General features: G+C 68.5%; 16 protein-coding genes. 8 read left to right on the forward strand and 8 right to left on the reverse strand.

The features are described from left to right. Nucleotides 1–23 precede the first annotated feature (23 nt). Nucleotides 24–1,619 (reverse strand): Na+/H+ antiporter, encoded by a 1,596-nt coding sequence (locus OG828_RS17530; protein WP_328501672.1) that lies wholly within the window; start codon nucleotides 1,617–1,619, stop codon nucleotides 24–26. 58 nt (nucleotides 1,620–1,677) lie between these two features. Between OG828_RS17530 and OG828_RS17535 the strand changes: the two genes are divergently transcribed. From OG828_RS17535 to OG828_RS17545, 3 genes are all read left to right on the forward strand, one after another. Continuing rightward, a complete protein-coding gene (locus OG828_RS17535) occupies nucleotides 1,678–1,938 on the forward strand; it encodes a UBP-type zinc finger domain-containing protein (protein ID WP_328357167.1) in 261 nt (86 codons plus the stop codon). 270 nt (nucleotides 1,939–2,208) lie between these two features. Further along, nucleotides 2,209–2,622 carry an anti-sigma regulatory factor gene (locus OG828_RS17540; RefSeq protein WP_030784224.1) on the forward strand — a complete coding sequence of 138 codons (414 nt, stop codon included), beginning with the start codon at nucleotides 2,209–2,211 and terminating at the stop codon, nucleotides 2,620–2,622. Beyond that, nucleotides 2,619–3,734 (forward strand): RNA polymerase sigma factor SigF, encoded by a 1,116-nt coding sequence (locus OG828_RS17545; RefSeq protein WP_328438621.1) that lies wholly within the window; start codon nucleotides 2,619–2,621, stop codon nucleotides 3,732–3,734. The genes OG828_RS17540 and OG828_RS17545 overlap by 4 nt, the downstream gene beginning before the upstream one ends. Nucleotides 3,735–3,767: 33 nt before the next feature. Here OG828_RS17545 and OG828_RS17550 read toward each other — a convergent pair whose 3' ends face one another. Then, a complete protein-coding gene (locus OG828_RS17550) occupies nucleotides 3,768–4,220 on the reverse strand; it encodes a hypothetical protein (RefSeq protein ID WP_328357173.1) in 453 nt (150 codons plus the stop codon). Between the two features lie 104 nt (nucleotides 4,221–4,324). On the opposite strand from OG828_RS17550, the gene OG828_RS17555 reads away from it, so the two are divergent. Next, nucleotides 4,325–5,293 (forward strand): diacylglycerol/lipid kinase family protein, encoded by a 969-nt coding sequence (locus OG828_RS17555; RefSeq protein WP_328357176.1) that lies wholly within the window; start codon nucleotides 4,325–4,327, stop codon nucleotides 5,291–5,293. A gap of 320 nt (nucleotides 5,294–5,613) precedes the next feature. Further along, entirely contained in the window at nucleotides 5,614–5,871 is a 258-nt protein-coding gene (locus OG828_RS17560; RefSeq protein WP_016639615.1) for a WhiB family transcriptional regulator, read from the forward strand. A 167-nt stretch (nucleotides 5,872–6,038) separates the two neighbouring features. On the opposite strand, the gene OG828_RS17565 is transcribed toward OG828_RS17560, so the two are convergent. Beyond that, the gene (locus tag OG828_RS17565; protein WP_328357179.1) at nucleotides 6,039–7,514 is read right to left on the reverse strand and encodes a sensor histidine kinase; all 1,476 of its coding nucleotides are present in this window, start codon (nucleotides 7,512–7,514) and stop codon (nucleotides 6,039–6,041) included. Nucleotides 7,515–7,909: 395 nt separating this feature from the next. Then, nucleotides 7,910–8,542, reverse strand: a complete 633-nt coding sequence (locus tag OG828_RS17570; RefSeq protein WP_328501673.1) for a TetR/AcrR family transcriptional regulator — start codon at nucleotides 8,540–8,542, stop codon at nucleotides 7,910–7,912. 95 nt (nucleotides 8,543–8,637) lie between these two features. Here OG828_RS17570 and OG828_RS17575 point away from each other — a divergent pair, with 95 nt between their 5' ends. Further along, nucleotides 8,638–9,390: an SDR family oxidoreductase gene (locus OG828_RS17575; protein ID WP_328357185.1), complete on the forward strand. Its 753-nt coding sequence runs from the start codon at nucleotides 8,638–8,640 to the stop codon at nucleotides 9,388–9,390. 120 nt (nucleotides 9,391–9,510) lie between these two features. Then, on the forward strand, nucleotides 9,511–10,296 hold the full coding sequence (nagB, locus tag OG828_RS17580) for a glucosamine-6-phosphate deaminase (protein WP_328501674.1): 786 nt from the start codon (nucleotides 9,511–9,513) through the stop codon (nucleotides 10,294–10,296). A gap of 153 nt (nucleotides 10,297–10,449) precedes the next feature. On the opposite strand, the gene OG828_RS17585 is transcribed toward nagB, so the two are convergent. From OG828_RS17585 to OG828_RS17600, 4 genes are all read right to left on the reverse strand, one after another. Continuing rightward, entirely contained in the window at nucleotides 10,450–11,934 is a 1,485-nt protein-coding gene (locus OG828_RS17585; protein ID WP_328501675.1) for a glycoside hydrolase family 3 protein, read from the reverse strand. Between the two features lie 9 nt (nucleotides 11,935–11,943). After that, nucleotides 11,944–12,774: a carbohydrate ABC transporter permease gene (locus OG828_RS17590; RefSeq protein WP_328438626.1), complete on the reverse strand. Its 831-nt coding sequence runs from the start codon at nucleotides 12,772–12,774 to the stop codon at nucleotides 11,944–11,946. Continuing rightward, a complete protein-coding gene (locus OG828_RS17595; protein WP_328501676.1) occupies nucleotides 12,771–13,757 on the reverse strand; it encodes a carbohydrate ABC transporter permease in 987 nt (328 codons plus the stop codon). The genes OG828_RS17590 and OG828_RS17595 overlap by 4 nt, the downstream gene beginning before the upstream one ends. A gap of 71 nt (nucleotides 13,758–13,828) precedes the next feature. Beyond that, a complete protein-coding gene (locus OG828_RS17600; protein WP_328501677.1) occupies nucleotides 13,829–15,106 on the reverse strand; it encodes an extracellular solute-binding protein in 1,278 nt (425 codons plus the stop codon). A 305-nt stretch (nucleotides 15,107–15,411) separates the two neighbouring features. On the opposite strand from OG828_RS17600, the gene OG828_RS17605 reads away from it, so the two are divergent. Then, the gene (locus tag OG828_RS17605; RefSeq protein WP_210572368.1) at nucleotides 15,412–16,176 is read left to right on the forward strand and encodes a GntR family transcriptional regulator; all 765 of its coding nucleotides are present in this window, start codon (nucleotides 15,412–15,414) and stop codon (nucleotides 16,174–16,176) included. Nucleotides 16,177–16,380 lie beyond the last annotated feature (204 nt).

Here is a 16,380-nt window from a genome sequence, read left to right on the forward strand (position 1 = left end):
CCAGCCCCCACCGGCCCGCACGCTTACGTGGTCTCCCGGAACGCCGCCGCCTCCTCCAGATCCAGCCTGCGCAGCAACGTCCGCAGCATCTCGTCGTCGATGTAGCGGCCGTCGCGCAGCTTGACGAACACCTCGCGTTCGGCGCCGATCATCTCCCGGGACAGCCGGCGATAGGTGTCGTCGGCGGTTTCGCCGGTGACGGGATTGACCGCGCCGAGGCGTTCCCAGACGGCGTTGCGGCGGCGCTCCAGGACGGTGCGGAGGCGGTCGGCGAGGGGCCCGGGGAGGGCGTTGCGTTCGTCGGAGAGGAGTTCGTCCAGGCGTCGCTCGGCGGCCCGGGAGGCCTGCGCCTGGGCGTTCGCCTCGGCGAGGGTCTCGGCCTGCTCGTCCCGGCCGGGCAGCTTCAGCAGGCGGATCAGCGGGGGCAGCGTGACGCCCTGCAGGACCAGCGTGCCGATGACCGTCGTGAAGGTCAGGAAGAGGATGAGGTTGCGCTCGGGGAAGGGCTCTCCGTCATCGACGGTCAGCGGGATCGAGAAGGCGATCGCCAGCGAGACCACACCCCTCATCCCGGCCCAGGACATGACGAACAACCCCTTCCAGACGGGGTACGGCCTGCGCTGACGCGCCCCCGCGAACAGCAGGCGCGACAGGTAGGCCAGCGGATACACCCACACGAACCGGGCCGCGACGACGACCAGGAAGACGGCCACCGCGTACCAGGCCGCGGCGGCACCCTCGTACTCCCCGAGTCCCTCGAGAACGACCGGCAGTTGCAGTCCGATCAGCGCGAACACCGACGACTCCAGGACGAACGCCACCATCTTCCAGACCGCGTCCTCCTGCAGGCGGGTCGCGAAGTCGACCTCCCACGCGCGATGTCCCAGATAGAGGGCGACGACCACGACGGCGAGCACTCCGGAGGCGTGCACCTGCTCGGCGGCCGCGTAGGCGACGAAGGGGATCATCAGGGAGAGCGTGTTCTGCAGCAGCGCCTCCTTGACGTGGACGCGCAGCCAGTGGATCGGCACCATCAGCACCAGTCCGATGCCGACGCCTCCGACCGCCGCGACCACGAACTCGGCGATCCCGCCCGCCCAGGTGGCGCCCTCCCCGACCGCGGCCGCGAGGGCCACGCGGTAGGCGGTGATCGCGGTGGCGTCGTTCACCAGGGACTCGCCCTGGAGGATCGTGGTGATCCGGGACGGCAGCCCCACCCGGCGCGCGATCGCCGTCGCCGCCACCGCGTCCGGCGGCGCCACCACCGCGCCGAGCACCAGCGCCGCGGTCAGCGGCAGATCGGGGACGATCACATAGGCCGCCCAGCCGACCGCGAAAGTGGCGAAGAGCACGTACCCCACCGACAGCAGCGCCACAGGCCGCATTTGCGCGCGCAGATCGAGGTACGAGCTGTCGGTGGCCGCCGAGTGCAGCAGCGGGGGCAGGACGAGCGGCAGGACGATGTGCGGGTCGAGCGTGTAATCGGGCACTCCGGGGACGTACGAGACCGCCAGCCCGGCCGCGACCAGCAGCAGGGGAGCCGGCACCGGGGTGCGCCGGGCGGCCGCCGCGACGACGGCACTGCCCGCCACCAGCAACAGCAGTGGCATCACGTCCATCGTTCCCGCCCTCGTTTTTCCGCGCGGTCGTCCACGCGCCCGACGTAACCTGGCAATCATGAAACAGTGCACGCACTCCGACGCGCTGCCGCACCCCGAGCCCGAGCCCCTGAGCGACACCTGCCTGGAGTGCCTGGCGGAGGGCCAGCATCCCGTACAGCTGCGGCTCTGTCTCACCTGCGGTCATGTCGGCTGCTGCGACTCCTCACCCGGGAGGCACGCGGCGGAACACCACAAGGACTCGGGGCATCCCATCATGCGGACGCACGAGCCAGGTGAGCACTGGCGCTGGTGCTTCGTCGACCATGTACTTGTGTGACGCTGTATTCGACGCATTCGACGTCTGATGCCCACGGTTCAAACGTGGGACGTCTGGGTACGTCAACCCGGCGCGCGCTCTTCCCAATTGGGCCCGCAGACCCCCTAGCCACGGAGCGTATCCGTGTGTTTACTATGAGTGACAGCAAGGGGTTGGGGTCCCGGGGACAGGAAACTCGTGAGCGCGGTAGCGTCACCGCTGAACACACTTCGCGTTACCCCGGGGGGCGACCCTCGGCCCCGAAAAGCTTGTACCACCTTGGAGGTGAGGGTGTCCCAGATCGCAGGCGAGCCCGCGACCCAGGACTTCGTGGAAGTCCGGCTGCCGGCTGCGGGTGCCTACCTGTCGGTGCTGCGTACGGCCACGGCCGGTCTCGCGGCCCGTTTGGACTTCACCCTCGACGAGATCGAGGACCTTCGCATCGCGGTGGACGAGGCCTGCGCGATCCTGCTGCAGCAGGCCGTGCCCGGCTCGGTGCTCAGCTGTGTCTTCCGTCTCGTCGACGACTCGCTCGAGGTCACCGTCTCGGCCCCGACCACTGACGGTCACGCCCCCGCGCGCGACACCTTCGCCTGGACTGTGCTGTCCGCCCTGGCGGGCAAGGTCTCCTCCGCGGTGGACGACGACAAGACCGTTTCGATCAGCCTCTACAAACAGCGCGGCGCGGGACCCGGGCCGGCGTGAAGGACGGGGACGGGCCGGTGCGGGAAGAAGAGCGCGGCACACGGGAGCTGCCGGCCGAGGGCACAAGCGGTCCGAGCGGTGCCCGACGCATGGCTGACGGCATCGACGGCATCCCCGAGCAGGCCCGGCCACATCCGGAGGACGACGCCGACGACCTGGCGGCGGCCGGCTTCCTGGACGACGGGCAGCGGGATCGGGATGGTGCCGTGCAGAGCGCGCCCCTCGAAGGCCGGATCGGGGTCTCTCCGGTCCGGGCAGGGGCGGCGGCTCGGGGAAGGGCGACGGGCGGGACGATGAGCGAGCACGAGCGAGACGATCAGCCGGGCGTGGCCAGCGTGCAGGTCACACAGCACAACCCTCAGGACCGCAGCGGGGCGCGCGCCATGTTCGTCGAGCTGCGCACCCTGAAGGACGGCAGTCCGGAGTACGCGGAGCTGCGCAACAGGTTGGTCCGCATGCACCTGCCGCTCGTCGAGCATCTCGCGCGCCGCTTCCGCAACCGCGGGGAGCCGCTGGACGATCTGACCCAGGTCGCCACCATCGGCCTGATCAAGTCGGTCGACCGCTTCGACCCGGACCGCGGCGTCGAGTTCTCGACGTATGCGACCCCGACGGTCGTCGGCGAGATCAAGCGGCACTTCCGCGACAAGGGCTGGGCGGTGCGCGTCCCGCGCCGGCTGCAGGAGCTGCGCCTCGCGCTCACCACCGCCACGGCGGAGCTCTCGCAGCGGCACGGCCGCTCCCCCACGGTCCATGAACTGGCCGAGAAGCTGGGCATCTCGGAGGAGGAGGTCCTGGAGGGCCTGGAGTCGGCCAACGCGTACTCCACGCTGTCCCTGGACGTCCCCGACACCGACGACGAGTCCCCGGCGGTCGCGGACACGCTGGGCGCGTACGACGAGGCCCTGGAGGGCGTCGAGTACCGCGAGTCGCTCAAGCCGCTCCTCGAGGACCTGCCGCCGCGCGAGAAGCGGATCCTGCTGCTGCGCTTCTTCGGCAACATGACGCAGTCGCAGATCGCGCAGGAGGTCGGCATCTCACAGATGCATGTGTCGCGGCTGCTGGCACGGACGCTGGCACAGCTGCGGGAGAAGCTCCTCGTAGAGGAGTAAGGCGCAGAGGAGCAAGGCCTGCTTCGCGAACGCCTACTTCTGAGACGCGTTCCCGGGCCCCTGGATCCCGAGGGCCCGGGTCGTCTCGGCGTTCACCAGCAGCACCAGCGCCGTCACCGCCACCACGGCGAGCGCGATTCCGCCGGGAATGGCCACGCTGTCGGCCTGGAGCAGGTTGTAGGCCACCGGCAGCGCCAGGAGCTGCGTGATGACGGCCGGGCCACGGCTCCAGCTGCGCCGGGCGAGCAGTCCGCGGGCGGCCAGCAGCGGCAGCAGCGCGAGGACGAGCACGGTGACGCCACCGGTGATGGCCTGCTGCCGGTCGTCCGGGGCGCCCGTGATCCCCAGGACCAGCATCCAGACACCGCCGACGACCAGGGCGATCCCCTCCAGAGCGGCCAGCGCTGCCGCGTAGGTCAGGCGCCGGGGGCGGGGTTCTGCGGCTTCCGGGACGGTTTCCGAAGACGGTTTCTGCTCACTGCTCACCCCAGAAGCGTAGCCCTCGCCATGTCCACCGCCGTGGCCAGGATCTCTTACGAGATCCCTACCTGGGCTGGGCCCGGTACCACCCAGTAGGTACGCTGCAACGCATGCGTGCACTTCTCGTGGTCAATCCGGCGGCAACCACCACAAGCGCACGTACGCGCGATGTCCTGATCCATGCGCTCGCCAGCGAGATGAAGCTGGAGGCGGTCACCACCGAGTACCGCGGCCACGGACGCGACCTGGGCCGGCAGGCCGCGGAGAGCGACGACATCGATCTCGTGGTGGCCCTCGGCGGCGACGGCACGGTCAACGAGGTCGTCAACGGCCTGCTCCACGCCGGTCCCGACCCGGAGCACCTCCCCCGCCTCGCCGTCGTCCCCGGCGGCTCGACCAACGTCTTCGCCCGCGCCCTCGGCCTGCCCAACGACGCCGTGGAGGCCACCGGCGCCGTACTGGACGCGCTGCGTGAGAAAAGCGAACGCACGGTCGGACTCGGACTCGCCGCGGGCACGCCGGGTACCGAGGACGAGGCCGTCCCGGCCCGCTGGTTCACCTTCAACGCGGGGCTCGGCTTCGACGGCGGTGTCGTCGGCCGGGTCGAACAGCAGCGGGAGCTGGGCAAGAAGTCGACACACGCGCTCTACGTCCGCCAGGTCGTCCGTCAGCTGCTGGGTGAGTCCAACCGGAGACACGGTTCGATCACGCTGGAGCGGGCCGGCGAGGAGCCGGTGACCGGTCTGGTGGTGTCCATAGTCTCGAACACCGCTCCATGGACCTATCTGGGCAATCGCCCGATGTACGCGTCGCCTAAGGCCTCGTTCGATACCGGGCTCGACGTATTCGGTCTGAGCCGGCTGTCCATGCCGGCGGTCGCCCGGTATGGCACGCAGTTGCTCAATTCGTCCCCCGAGCACGGCCCCCAGGGCAAGCACGCCGTGGGCCTGCACGACCTGGACCAGTTCACCTTGCAATCGAAGGCGCCACTACCCCTCCAGATGGACGGCGACCACCTAGGGCTGCGTACCAGCGTGACGTTCACAGGCGTACGCCGTGCACTGCGTGTGATTGTGTGAGCAGAAGGGGCTAAAGTCCTTTCACTCGAACGTTTAGGCCAGGGTCCACCCCATGGAAGTACGGCTGTGACCTAGTCGACACCGAGGAATCAAAAAAAACTTTCCGGAAGGGGTTGTATCCGCCGCTGAGGTTTGCGAGTCTCTACGTGGCGATCGGGACGGCCCGCAGAATCGGCCTCCACAGATCACCGGAACCCCTCTTCAATCCACAGGACCACGCCAGGGAAACCTGACGGTCGGCCCTTCACTTGTTGAGGGATTCGTGAAAGCGTTCACATTCACAAGCAATCAGCACGTAATACCAAGGAGAGGTAGCAGCCATGGACTGGCGTCACAACGCCGTTTGCCGCGAGGAAGACCCCGAGCTCTTCTTCCCCATCGGCAACACCGGTCCTGCGCTGCTGCAGATCGAGGAAGCCAAGGCCGTCTGCCGCCGCTGCCCCGTCATGGAGCAGTGCCTGCAGTGGGCGCTCGAGTCCGGCCAGGACTCCGGCGTCTGGGGTGGTCTCAGCGAGGACGAGCGCCGCGCCATGAAGCGCCGCGCCGCCCGCAACCGGGCCCGTCAGGCCTCCGCCTGACACACCCGCCCCGCACAGCCTGAGCTTGGCGGCGCGTACAGCGAGTACGCATCTCCCGCCCCCGAGCCGCAGCGCGCAGTACCCCCGATGCGCACATCACGCACGAGCACTGGCCTCGGACCACAGGATGGTCCGGGGCTCTTTGCTGTGCGCAGACGCCACGTGCGCTACTTGTTCGGCTGCACCGGGATGTCAAGGATCACCTGAGTGCCCCGCTCCGGCGCCGGCACCATGTCGAACGAACCGCCCAACTCGCCTTCCACCAGCGTCCGTACGATCTGCAGCCCCAGGTTGCCCGCGGTCTGCGGGTCGAAGCCGGCAGGCAGTCCGACCCCGTCGTCCTGAACGGTGACAAGGAGCCGCGCCTCCTTCGTCGTACCGCCGCGGACGGCCATGACCTCGACGGTTCCGGTGTCGCCTTCGCGGAAGCCGTGCTCGAGGGCGTTCTGCAGGACTTCGGTCAGGACCATGGAGAGCGGAGTGGCGACCTCGGCGTCCAGGATGCCGAAGCGTCCGGTGCGCCGGCCGGTGACCTTGCCGGGCGAGATCTCGGCCACCATCGCGAGGACCCGGTCCGCGATCTCGTCGAACTCCACACGCTCGTCCAGGTTCTGAGAGAGCGTCTCGTGCACGATCGCGATCGACCCGACCCGCCGTACCGCCTCTTCGAGCGCCTCGCGCCCGCGGTCGGACTCGATGCGGCGGGCCTGGAGGCGCAGCAGGGCCGCCACGGTCTGGAGGTTGTTCTTCACCCGGTGGTGGATCTCCCGGATGGTGGCGTCCTTGGTGATCAACTCGCGTTCGCGGCGGCGCAGTTCGGTGACGTCGCGGAGCAGGACCAGCGAACCGATGCGGGTGCCCTTGGGCTTGAGCGGAATCGTACGGAACTGGATCACCCCGTCGCGGGCCTCGATCTCGAACTCGCGCGGCGCCCAGCCGCTGGCCACCTTGGCGAGCGCCTCGTCCACCGGGCCGCGGGACGGGGCGAGTTCGGCGGTGATCTTGCCGAGGTGGCAGCCGACGAGGTCGGCGGCGAGGCCCATGCGGTGGTAGGCGGAGAGTCCGTTCGGGGAGGCGTACTGGACGATGCCGTCGGCGTCGAGCCGGATCAGTCCGTCGCCGACACGCGGGGCGGCGTCCATGTCCATCTGCTGGTTGGGGAAGGGGAACGAGCCTGCCGCGATCATCTGCGCGAGGTCCGACGCGCTCTGGAGATACGTCAACTCCAGGCGGCTCGGGGTGCGGACGGTCAGGAGGTTGGTGTTGCGCGCGATGACACCGAGGACGCGCCCTTCCCGTCGTACCGGAATGGACTCGACCCGGACCGGGACCTCTTCTCGCCACTCGGGGTCGCCCTCGCGCACGATCCGGCCCTCGTCGTGGGCGGCGTCCAGCATGGGGCGCCGGCCGCGCGGGACGAGGTGGCCGACCATGTCGTCCTGGTAGGAGGTGGGGCCGGTGTTGGGGCGCATCTGGGCGACGGAGACATAGCGGGTGCCGTCGCGGGTGGGGACCCACAGGACCAGGTCGGCGAAGGAGAGGTCGGAGAGCAGCTGCCACTCCGAGACCAGCAGATGCAGCCACTCGAGATCGGAGTCGTCGAGAGCGGTGTGCTGGCGGACCAGTTCGTTCATGGAGGGCACGTGTGCGAGCGTACCTGGCGGTTTGTACGGCTCTGAAATGTACGGCTCCCATACGAGCCTGCGTACGGCCCCGGAGACACCCGCGGGCCGCGGCGCCTGAGAGGGACCCTCAACCCTCCCGGCACCGCAGCCCGGAGCAGCATCGGCCGTGGGGTGTGCGGTCCCGGTCGGCCGAAGGATGAGGAGCCGGGGCAGTCAGGGCAGAGAGCTCCGGTTCCTCGTCCGCCTTCCTGTGCGGGGAAGACGGAGGCTCTAGTGAAGCGCGCCGTGCTTGATACGCACTTGAGTTTCCCTACGCATTGTGGACTAGACCACTATCCATGTCCATGCATCGGGAGCTGTTTTGTTGTTGGACCCTGTGCGTTGTTGGCGCTTCGCAGCCTAACCCGCTCGGGCTACGCGCGGGGCCAGATGGCCATGGCAATTTCCGCGAGCGCTTCCAGTTCCTCCCGGCTCGCGCCGTCGCGCGCCTGCTGGGACATGCCCTGGATCATCGCGCCCGTATGCCGGGCGAGCGCGGCGGCGTCGGTGCCGGCCGGGAGTTCACCTGCGGCGATGCCCGCTCTGATACGGCCCTCGATGGCGGCGATGTTGGCGTTGCGCCGGTCGCACAGGAACGCCTCCACCTCGGGATTGCTGCAGTTGGTCGCCGCATGGACGACCAGACATCCGTGCGGGAGGCCGGGTTCCGTGTACTTCGCGGCGGCTTCCCGCAGCATGCGGGCGACAGCGGCCCGGGCGGTGGGTTCCTCGGCGAGGGCTCGGTCGCTGAAGGATCCGTACCGCGTGCCGTACTCGCTGACGACCTCCGCGAAGAGCGCCTGCTTGTCGCCGAACGCCGCGTACAGGCTGGGGGCGCCGATGCCCATCACGCGGGTGAGGTCGGAGACGGAGGTCGCCTCATAGCCGTGCTCCCAGAAGGCCATGATCGCCTTCTCGAGCGCGGTTTCCCGGTCGAAGGAGCGGGGGCGGCCACGCGCCCTGCCCTTCGTCCTCACCTGCTCGCCGGTCTCCTCGATTCCCACCATGGGGTTCATTTTATAGCGGGTGCTAGAGAAATGTCGGCGGGGTGTTGTACGGTCTTTTTGTAGCGATCACTAGACAAACGTGAGGGGGCGTCGACATGGGCGTGCTTGCCGGCAGGACGGCACTGGTGACGGGCGCGAGCAGGGGGATCGGGCGAGGGATCGCCGAGCGGCTGGGGCGTGACGGGGCGAGGGTCGCGGTGCACTACGGCAGGAGCGAGGCGGCCGCGAAGGAGACGGTCGCCGCGATCGAGGCGGCGGGCGGCTCGGCGTTCGCGATCGGCGTCGAGCTGGGGCTGCCGGGGGACGCGGAGGCGTTGTGGGAGGAGTTCGACCGGCACGCGGACGGGCTGGACATTCTGGTGAACAACGCCGGGATCGGTGCGTCCCGGCCGATCGGGGAGATCGACGAGGAGGAGTACGACCGGGTCTTCGCGGTCAATGTGAAGGCACCGTTCTTCATCGCCAAGCACGGCCTGGCGCGGCTGCGCGACGGCGGACGGGTCATCAACATCTCGTCGGGACTGGCCCGGACCGCGGCGATGCCGAACAACATGGCGTACGCCATGACGAAGGGCGCCCTCGACGTCTTCTCCCGCGACCTGTCCAAGGTGCTGGGCTCGCGGAACATCACGGTGAACTCGGTGGCGCCGGGGATCATCGACACCGACAACACGTATGAGCTGCTGCATGCGAGCGAGGAGGCGTGGGGCGAGGCAGCGGCGATATCCGCGCTCGGGCGCGTGGGTGAGACGGCCGATGTGGCGGAAGTGGTGGCGTTTCTGGCGTCCGAGGGGGGACGGTGGGTGACCGGGAGCTGGGTGGATGCGACGGGGGGTTCGCTGACCTGAGGGACGGCCGCCGATGCTCCGGATCACCTGGGACACAAGGCCCCTCTCTGTTAGATTGGTCTAAACCACATAGCCCCTTCGGGTCCCCCAGAGCCCTCTTCTCAGATCGGCAGGCCCAGCGTGGAAGTTGTCATCGTTCCGGACGCCAAGGCGGGTGGCGAGCTGATCGCCGAGGCCATGGCGCAACTCCTGCGGCGCAAGCCCGATGCCCTGCTCGGCGTGGCCACCGGGTCGACGCCGCTGCCCATCTATGAGGCGCTGGCCGCCAAGGTGAAGTCCGGTGCCGTGGATGCCTCTCGGGCGCGGATCGCCCAGCTCGACGAGTACGTGGGGCTGCCGGCCGAGCATCCGGAGTCGTACCGCTCGGTGCTGCGGCGGGAGGTGCTGGAGCCGCTGGGGCTCGGGATGGACGCGTTCATGGGGCCGGACGGTACGGCTGAGGACGTGCAGGGGGCGTGCGAGGCGTATGACGCCGCGTTGGGCGCCGCCGGTGGGGTGGATCTGCAGTTGCTCGGGATCGGGACGGACGGGCACATCGGGTTCAACGAGCCGTGCTCGTCGCTGGCCTCACGGACTCGGATCAAGACGTTGACCGAGCAGACGCGGGTGGACAACGCGCGGTTCTTTGACGGGGACATCGAGCAGGTGCCGCATCACGTCATCACTCAGGGGATCGGGACGATCCTTGAGGCTCGGCATCTGGTGCTGCTTGCCACGGGTGAGGGGAAGGCGGATGCGGTGGCGGCGACGGTGGAGGGGCCGGTTGCCGCGGTGTGTCCGGCGTCGGCGTTGCAGTTGCATCCGCATGCGACGGTTGTTGTGGATGAGGGGGCCGCGTCGAAGTTGAAGCTGGGGGATTACTTTCGGCATACGTTTGCCAATAAGCCGGAGTGGCAGGGGATCTGAGCGTCTGCCGGGTTCGGTTTCTGACCAGGTGCGGCGCCGTCGTGGCTTGTCGCGCCCACGCGGCGGAGCCGCAAATTGATACAGCCCCGCGCCCCTGAGTACAGACAGGCGCCGGTCCCTGTCCAGGAACCGGCGCCTTCGTCCTCGTACTCCTCACACTCCCGCTATGACCTCCGCCGCCGCCCGTCCGCACACCCGTGCCGCCCCGTGCGTCGCGATGTGCAGGGCGCCCCTCGGGGTTGCCTGGGGTACGCCCATTTCGACCACGATGGTGTCGGGGCGTTCCTGTAGCAGCGTGTCGAGGGCCTCTGACATCCAGGTGTGGCGGTGTTCGTCGCGGACGACGGCGATGATGCGGTGGCCGTTCGCTGCGGCGAGGGCCTTGGGGGCTGCCTCGTCGCCTGTGAAGCTGCCTGTTTCCGTGCCGGGGAGCAGGCGGGTCAGTTCTGCGGCGACGCCCCAGGGGGTTTCGTCGCCGACGGCTATGTTCGCGACCGGGGTGAAGGCGGCTACGTAGGGGGCCTTGGTGAGGGGGGCGTAGGGCTCCGCGGCCGTCACTGTCAGGGCGCGGCGGGCCGCGATGAGGCCGATGTCTCCTCGGGGCTCGCCCGTGGTCCTCGTCGGGGCCTCGGACGTCCAGTGGGCCAGCGCGCGGACGCGTTGTGCCGCGTCCGCCAGGCGTTCCTCGGGGAGTTGGCCCGAGCGGACGGCTGAGACGAGGGCGTCGCGCAGGCGGCGTACCGTCTCGTCGTCCGCGAGGCCGCCGCCCACGCAGATCGCGTCGGCGCCGGCGGCGATGGCGAGGACGCTGCCGCGTTCGATGCCGTAGGCGGCGGCGATGGCCTGCATCTCCATGCCGTCGGTGACGATCAGGCCGTCGTAGCCGAGCCGGCCGCGCAGCAACTCCGTCAGGACCGGGCGGGAGAGGGTGGCCGGGCGGTCCGGGTCCAGGGCCGGAACCAGGATGTGAGCGCTCATCACCGCGCGGGTACCGGCGGCGATGGCGGCGCGGAACGGGGAGAGTTCGCGGGACGACAGCACCGAGGCGTCGGCGTCGATGCGGGGCATCGCGTGGTGGGAGTCGACCGCGGTGTCGCCGTGGCCCGGGAAGTGCTTGGTGCAGGCCGCGACTCCGGCCGACTGGAGGCCGGTGACGTAGGCGGCGGTGTGGCGGGCGACGAGGTCCGTGTCGGCGCCGAAGGAGCGGACGCCGATGACCGGGTTGGAGGGGTTGGAGTTCACGTCGGCGGACGGCGCCCAGTTGAGGTTCACTCCGCACTCGGCGAGACGGCGGCCGAGTTCGTACGCCACCTCCTCGGTGAGCGAGACGTCGTCGACCGCGCCCAGCGCATGGTTGCCGGGGAACGAGGAACCGGTCCGCACCTCCAGGCGGGTGACATCGCCGCCCTCCTCGTCGATCGCGACCAGCACATCGTCGCGTTCGGCGCGCAACTGGGCGGTGAGTGCGGCCAGTTGGTCGGGGGAGGCGATGTTGCGGCCGAACAGGCCGACGGAGGCCAGGCCCTCGCCGAGGCGGCGCAGCAGCCAGTCGGGGGCGGTGGTGCCCGGGAAGCCGGGCTGGAGGACAGTCAGCGCATCGCGCGTCAGGGTGTCGGTGCCGCTGGCGAATGTCGTCATCGGGTGGCGTTATCCCTTCACGGCGCCGGCCGTCAGGCCGCTGACAGCCCTGCGTTGCAGGAAGACGAAGAGGATCAGGATCGGGATGGCGAAGAGCGAGGACGCCGCCATCGTCGCGCCCCAGTCGTTGCCGAAGGCGGTCTGGAAGCTGGACAGCCACAGGGGCAGGGTCTGGGCCTCGGTCTCCTTGTTCAGCACCAGGACCAGGGGGAATTCATTCCATGCGGTGATGAAGCCGAAGAGTGAGGTGGACATCAGGCCGGGGGCCAGCAGCGGAAGAATCACCTTGCGGAACGCCTGGGCGCGGGTGCAGCCGTCGACCATCGCGGCCTCTTCCAGGTCCCGGGGCACGGCGGCGACGAAGCCACGCAGGGTCAGGATGGTGAAGGGCAGGATCATCATCATGTAGAAGACCGTCAGCGGCACGAGGCTGTTCAGCATCGACGCGTCCCGCACGATCATGTACATCGCGATGATCATGACTTCCCAGGGCGCCATCTGGGCCAGCATGAAGCCGATGACGAAGCCGCGCCGCCCCCTGAACCGCATCCGGGCGAGGGCGAAGGCGCCCGCGAGCGCGATGACCAGGGACAGAGCGACTGCGCACAGCGTGACGATCAGCGAGTTGGTGACGTACGTCCAGAAGTGGTCGACGCCCGTTGCCGTCTTGAAGTGCTCGAGGGTGATGTCCGTCGGGAACCAGACCGGGGTCTCCGAGATGATGTCGCCGGTCGGCTTGAAAGCCGTGGAGAACATCCAGTACACGGGGAAGACGAAGCCGATGAACAGGACGACGGCCGTGACGTTGGGCCACAGGCGGCCGAAGAGCGAGCGGTTCACAGCTCGTCCTCCTCTTGCTTGAGCACGATCCGCAGGTAATAGGCGGTGAGGCCGAGCAGGATCAGGATGGTCAGGACGGCGATCGCGGCGCCCATGCCGTAGTGCTGGTTGCCGACGCCCTCGATGTAGGCGTAGACGGGCAGGATCTCGGTGAGCCGGTCAGGGCCGCCGCCGTTGATGGTGAAGACCTGCACGAACGCCTTGAAGACCCAGATGATCTCCAGGAACGTCGTGGCGTAGAGGAAGGGGCGCAGGAAGGGGAGTGTGACGGTGGTGAAGCTCTTCCACGCGCCCGCGCCGTCGAGCGCCGCGGCCTCGTAGAGCTCACCGGGAATGGTGGTGGTGGCCGCGTACAGATTGATCGCGACGAACGGGATCGACATCCAGACGATCAGCACGGTCACCACGAAGAACGTCGACATCTGGCTGCTGGTCCAGCTGTAGTCGGCCATGGAGTGCCAACCCAGCTTGTCCAGGACCCAGTTGACGACGCCGAAGCGCTGCGCGAACAGCCACTGGTAGACGGTGGTCCCGGCGACCACGGGCATCGCCCAGGCCAGCACGAGCCCGATCATCAGGGTGACCCGCATCCGGTTGCCGAGGCGGGCGAGCAGCATGCCGACCAGCGCGCCGAGGACCATGATCAGGACGACGTTGACCGCCGTGAACAGGATCGAGCGCAGGGTGACGCGCCAGAAGTCCTCCCCGGTGAGGACCTCTTTGTAGTTGTCGATGCCGTTCCACTCGGTGACGTGCTGGATCAGCTGCGCCATGTTGAGGTTCTGGAACGACAGCAGGACGTCCTTCAGCAGCGGCCAGCCGAGCAGGAGCACGGTGGCCACGCAGGCCGGCAGCAGCAACAGATACGGCGTGAGCGCTCCGGCGCGCGACGCGGCTCGGGGTCCGGCGGACCCGCTCTTGGCCCTCTTGACCACGTCCACCGGACCGGAGGGCGGCCGTTCGGTATCGGTCTGCACGGTCATGCTCGCGATCTCTCTTCTCGACCTGCCTGAACGGTGGGGGCGGGACCGTGACGGCCCCGCCCCCAGTGCCCTCACTGCTGCTGCGACAGGCGCTTGTTGAACTCGTCCTCGACCTGCGCCGCGGCATCGGCCGGGGACTTACCGTTCAGCACGGCGGTCATGTACGTCTTGATCGGGTTGGGCGCGTTCTCCACGGCGGCCCACTCCGGGATCAGCGGCGTGGTGCCACCGCCCGCGGCGGCCGGCGCGGCGGCCTCGGCGACGACGTTGCCCTTGAGGTTGGTCTGCAGCGACTCCTTGTTCGGGATGACGCCGTTGAGCTTGGCCAGCTGGCCCTCGTACTTGTCGGACAGGGCGATCTTCAGGAACTCCTTGGCGAGTTCCTGCTTCTCGCTGCCCGCGGCGACCGCGAGGTTGGAGCCGCCGAGGAAGACGCCCTCGGGCTTGTCGGCCGTGGCACCCGGGATGGTGAAGTAGCCGATGTCCTTCTCGATCTTCTTGTTGGCCTCGATCGCGATGCCGGCCTCCCAGCCCATCCCGATGAAGGCACCGACGTTGCCCTTGCCGAAGACCTCGCCCTGCTGCGGGGTGGCCTCGTCCTTGTCCTTGGGCGCCTTGGACAGCGCCTGGAACTTCTTGTACGTCTCCATGGCGGCGGCGACCTTCGGGTCGGCCAGGTTGGAGACGTACTTGTCGCCGTCCTTCTTCACCAGTTCGGCGCCCTCACCGATGGTCAGGCCGACGAAGTGGTACCAGTTCTGGCCGGGCAGGTAGATCGGCTCGGCGTCGGTCTTCTCGCCGATCTGCTTGAGGTCGGCGTAGAACTCGTCGCGGGTCTTGGGGGTGTCCTTGATGCCCGCCTCCGCCCAGACCTTCTTGTTGTAGAGGACGACGCGGTTGGCGAAGTACCACGGGGCGGCGTACTGCTTGCCGTCATAGATGGACGACTCGTTGAGCGCCTCGGTCCAGTCGGCGCCGATCTCGGACTTCAGGTCGGCCAGGTCGGCGAGGCCGCCCGTCTTGGCGTAGGCCGGGGTCTGGGTGTTGCCGATCTCGAAGACGTCCGGCGGGTTCTCCTCCGACAGGGCGGTGGTCAGCTTCTGCTGGATGCCGTTCCACTGCTGGATCTCGAACTTGACCTTGGCCTTGGTCTGCTTCTCGAAGGCCGTGGCGACATCCTTCTGCCACTGATCGGGCGAGGAGCCGTCCATCACCCACACCGTGAGTGTCTGGCCCGCGTAGCCGTCCGCCGCGGTCTTGTCCCCGCCGTCGCCGTTGTCACTCCCGCACGCCGCGAGGGACACCATCATGCCCGCGATACCGATCGCGACTGTCAGCTTGCGCTTCACGCCACCCTCCTCAGGGATGCCCCCCCGTACCGCCATCGGGGCCGGGACTGGACCAATGGTGTAGACCAGTACCGGGAGCCTGGACCAGACCAAGGCGCCTGTCAAGGGTGTTCGAAACGGCTCCGACCAGCCGTTATGCGACCTACATATGCAGGAACCTTTAAGTAAGAAGACAGCGAAATCAGCGCGCGCGGAGTACTGTCGTCCGCTAGACCACTTACTCTGTGGACTAGACCAAAAGAGGCGGCGACGGTATACAGAGGGGATCACGATGTGACCCGCATCCGGAGCCGGGAAGGCAGAGCATGAGCACCGACGTCAGCAGTGCGGAGAACGAGGGTGGGGCCACCGTCCGTACCGCGCGCGTGCCCAAGTACTACCGCCTGAAGAAGCATCTCCTCGACATGACGGAGACACAGGCGCCCGGCACACCGGTCCCGCCCGAGCGCACGCTCGCCGCGGAGTTCGACACCTCGCGCACCACCGTGCGCCAGGCACTCCAGGAACTCGTCGTCGAGGGACGCCTGGAGCGGATCCAGGGCAAGGGCACGTTCGTGGCCAAGCCCAAGGTCTCGCAGGCGCTCCAACTCACCTCGTACACCGAGGACATGCGCGCCCAGGGCCTCGAACCCACCTCGCAGCTCCTCGACATCGGCTACATCACTGCCGACGACCGCCTCGCCGATCTGCTCGACATCACGGCCGGCGGCCGGGTGCTGCGCATCGAGCGGCTGCGCATGGCCAACGGCGAGCCGATGGCCATCGAGACGACCCACCTCAGCGCCAAGCGCTTCCCGGCACTCAGGCGCAGCCTCGTGAAGTACACCTCCCTCTACACCGCCCTCGCCGAGGTCTACGACGTCCATCTCGCCGAGGCCGAGGAGACCATCGAGACCTCCCTGGCCACCCCCCGCGAGGCCGGCCTCCTCGGCACCGACGTCGGCCTGCCGATGCTGATGCTGTCCCGCCACTCACTGGACCGGGAAGGCCAGCCGGTGGAGTGGGTGCGCTCGGTGTACCGGGGGGACCGCTACAAATTCGTGGCTCGGCTGAAGCGGCCCGCGGAGTAGAACGCCGGGCAGAGCGGGATCGGCTGGGGGTCCGGAGGCCGCGCGGCGGCAGCCGCACATCGATGCAGCCCCGGGACAATGCAGCGTGGCTCGGCTCAAGCGGCCCCAGGAATAAGGGCCGTTCGTAGAGCGAACACCTGCACGCGGTGTAGCGCAGATCACATTCCTGTTCTACGGTCCTCCCGTCATCGCATGGACGGGAGG

Source organism: Streptomyces sp. NBC_00457 (assembly GCF_036014015.1).
In the GTDB taxonomy this organism is placed as follows: Bacteria; Actinomycetota; Actinomycetes; order Streptomycetales; family Streptomycetaceae; genus Streptomyces.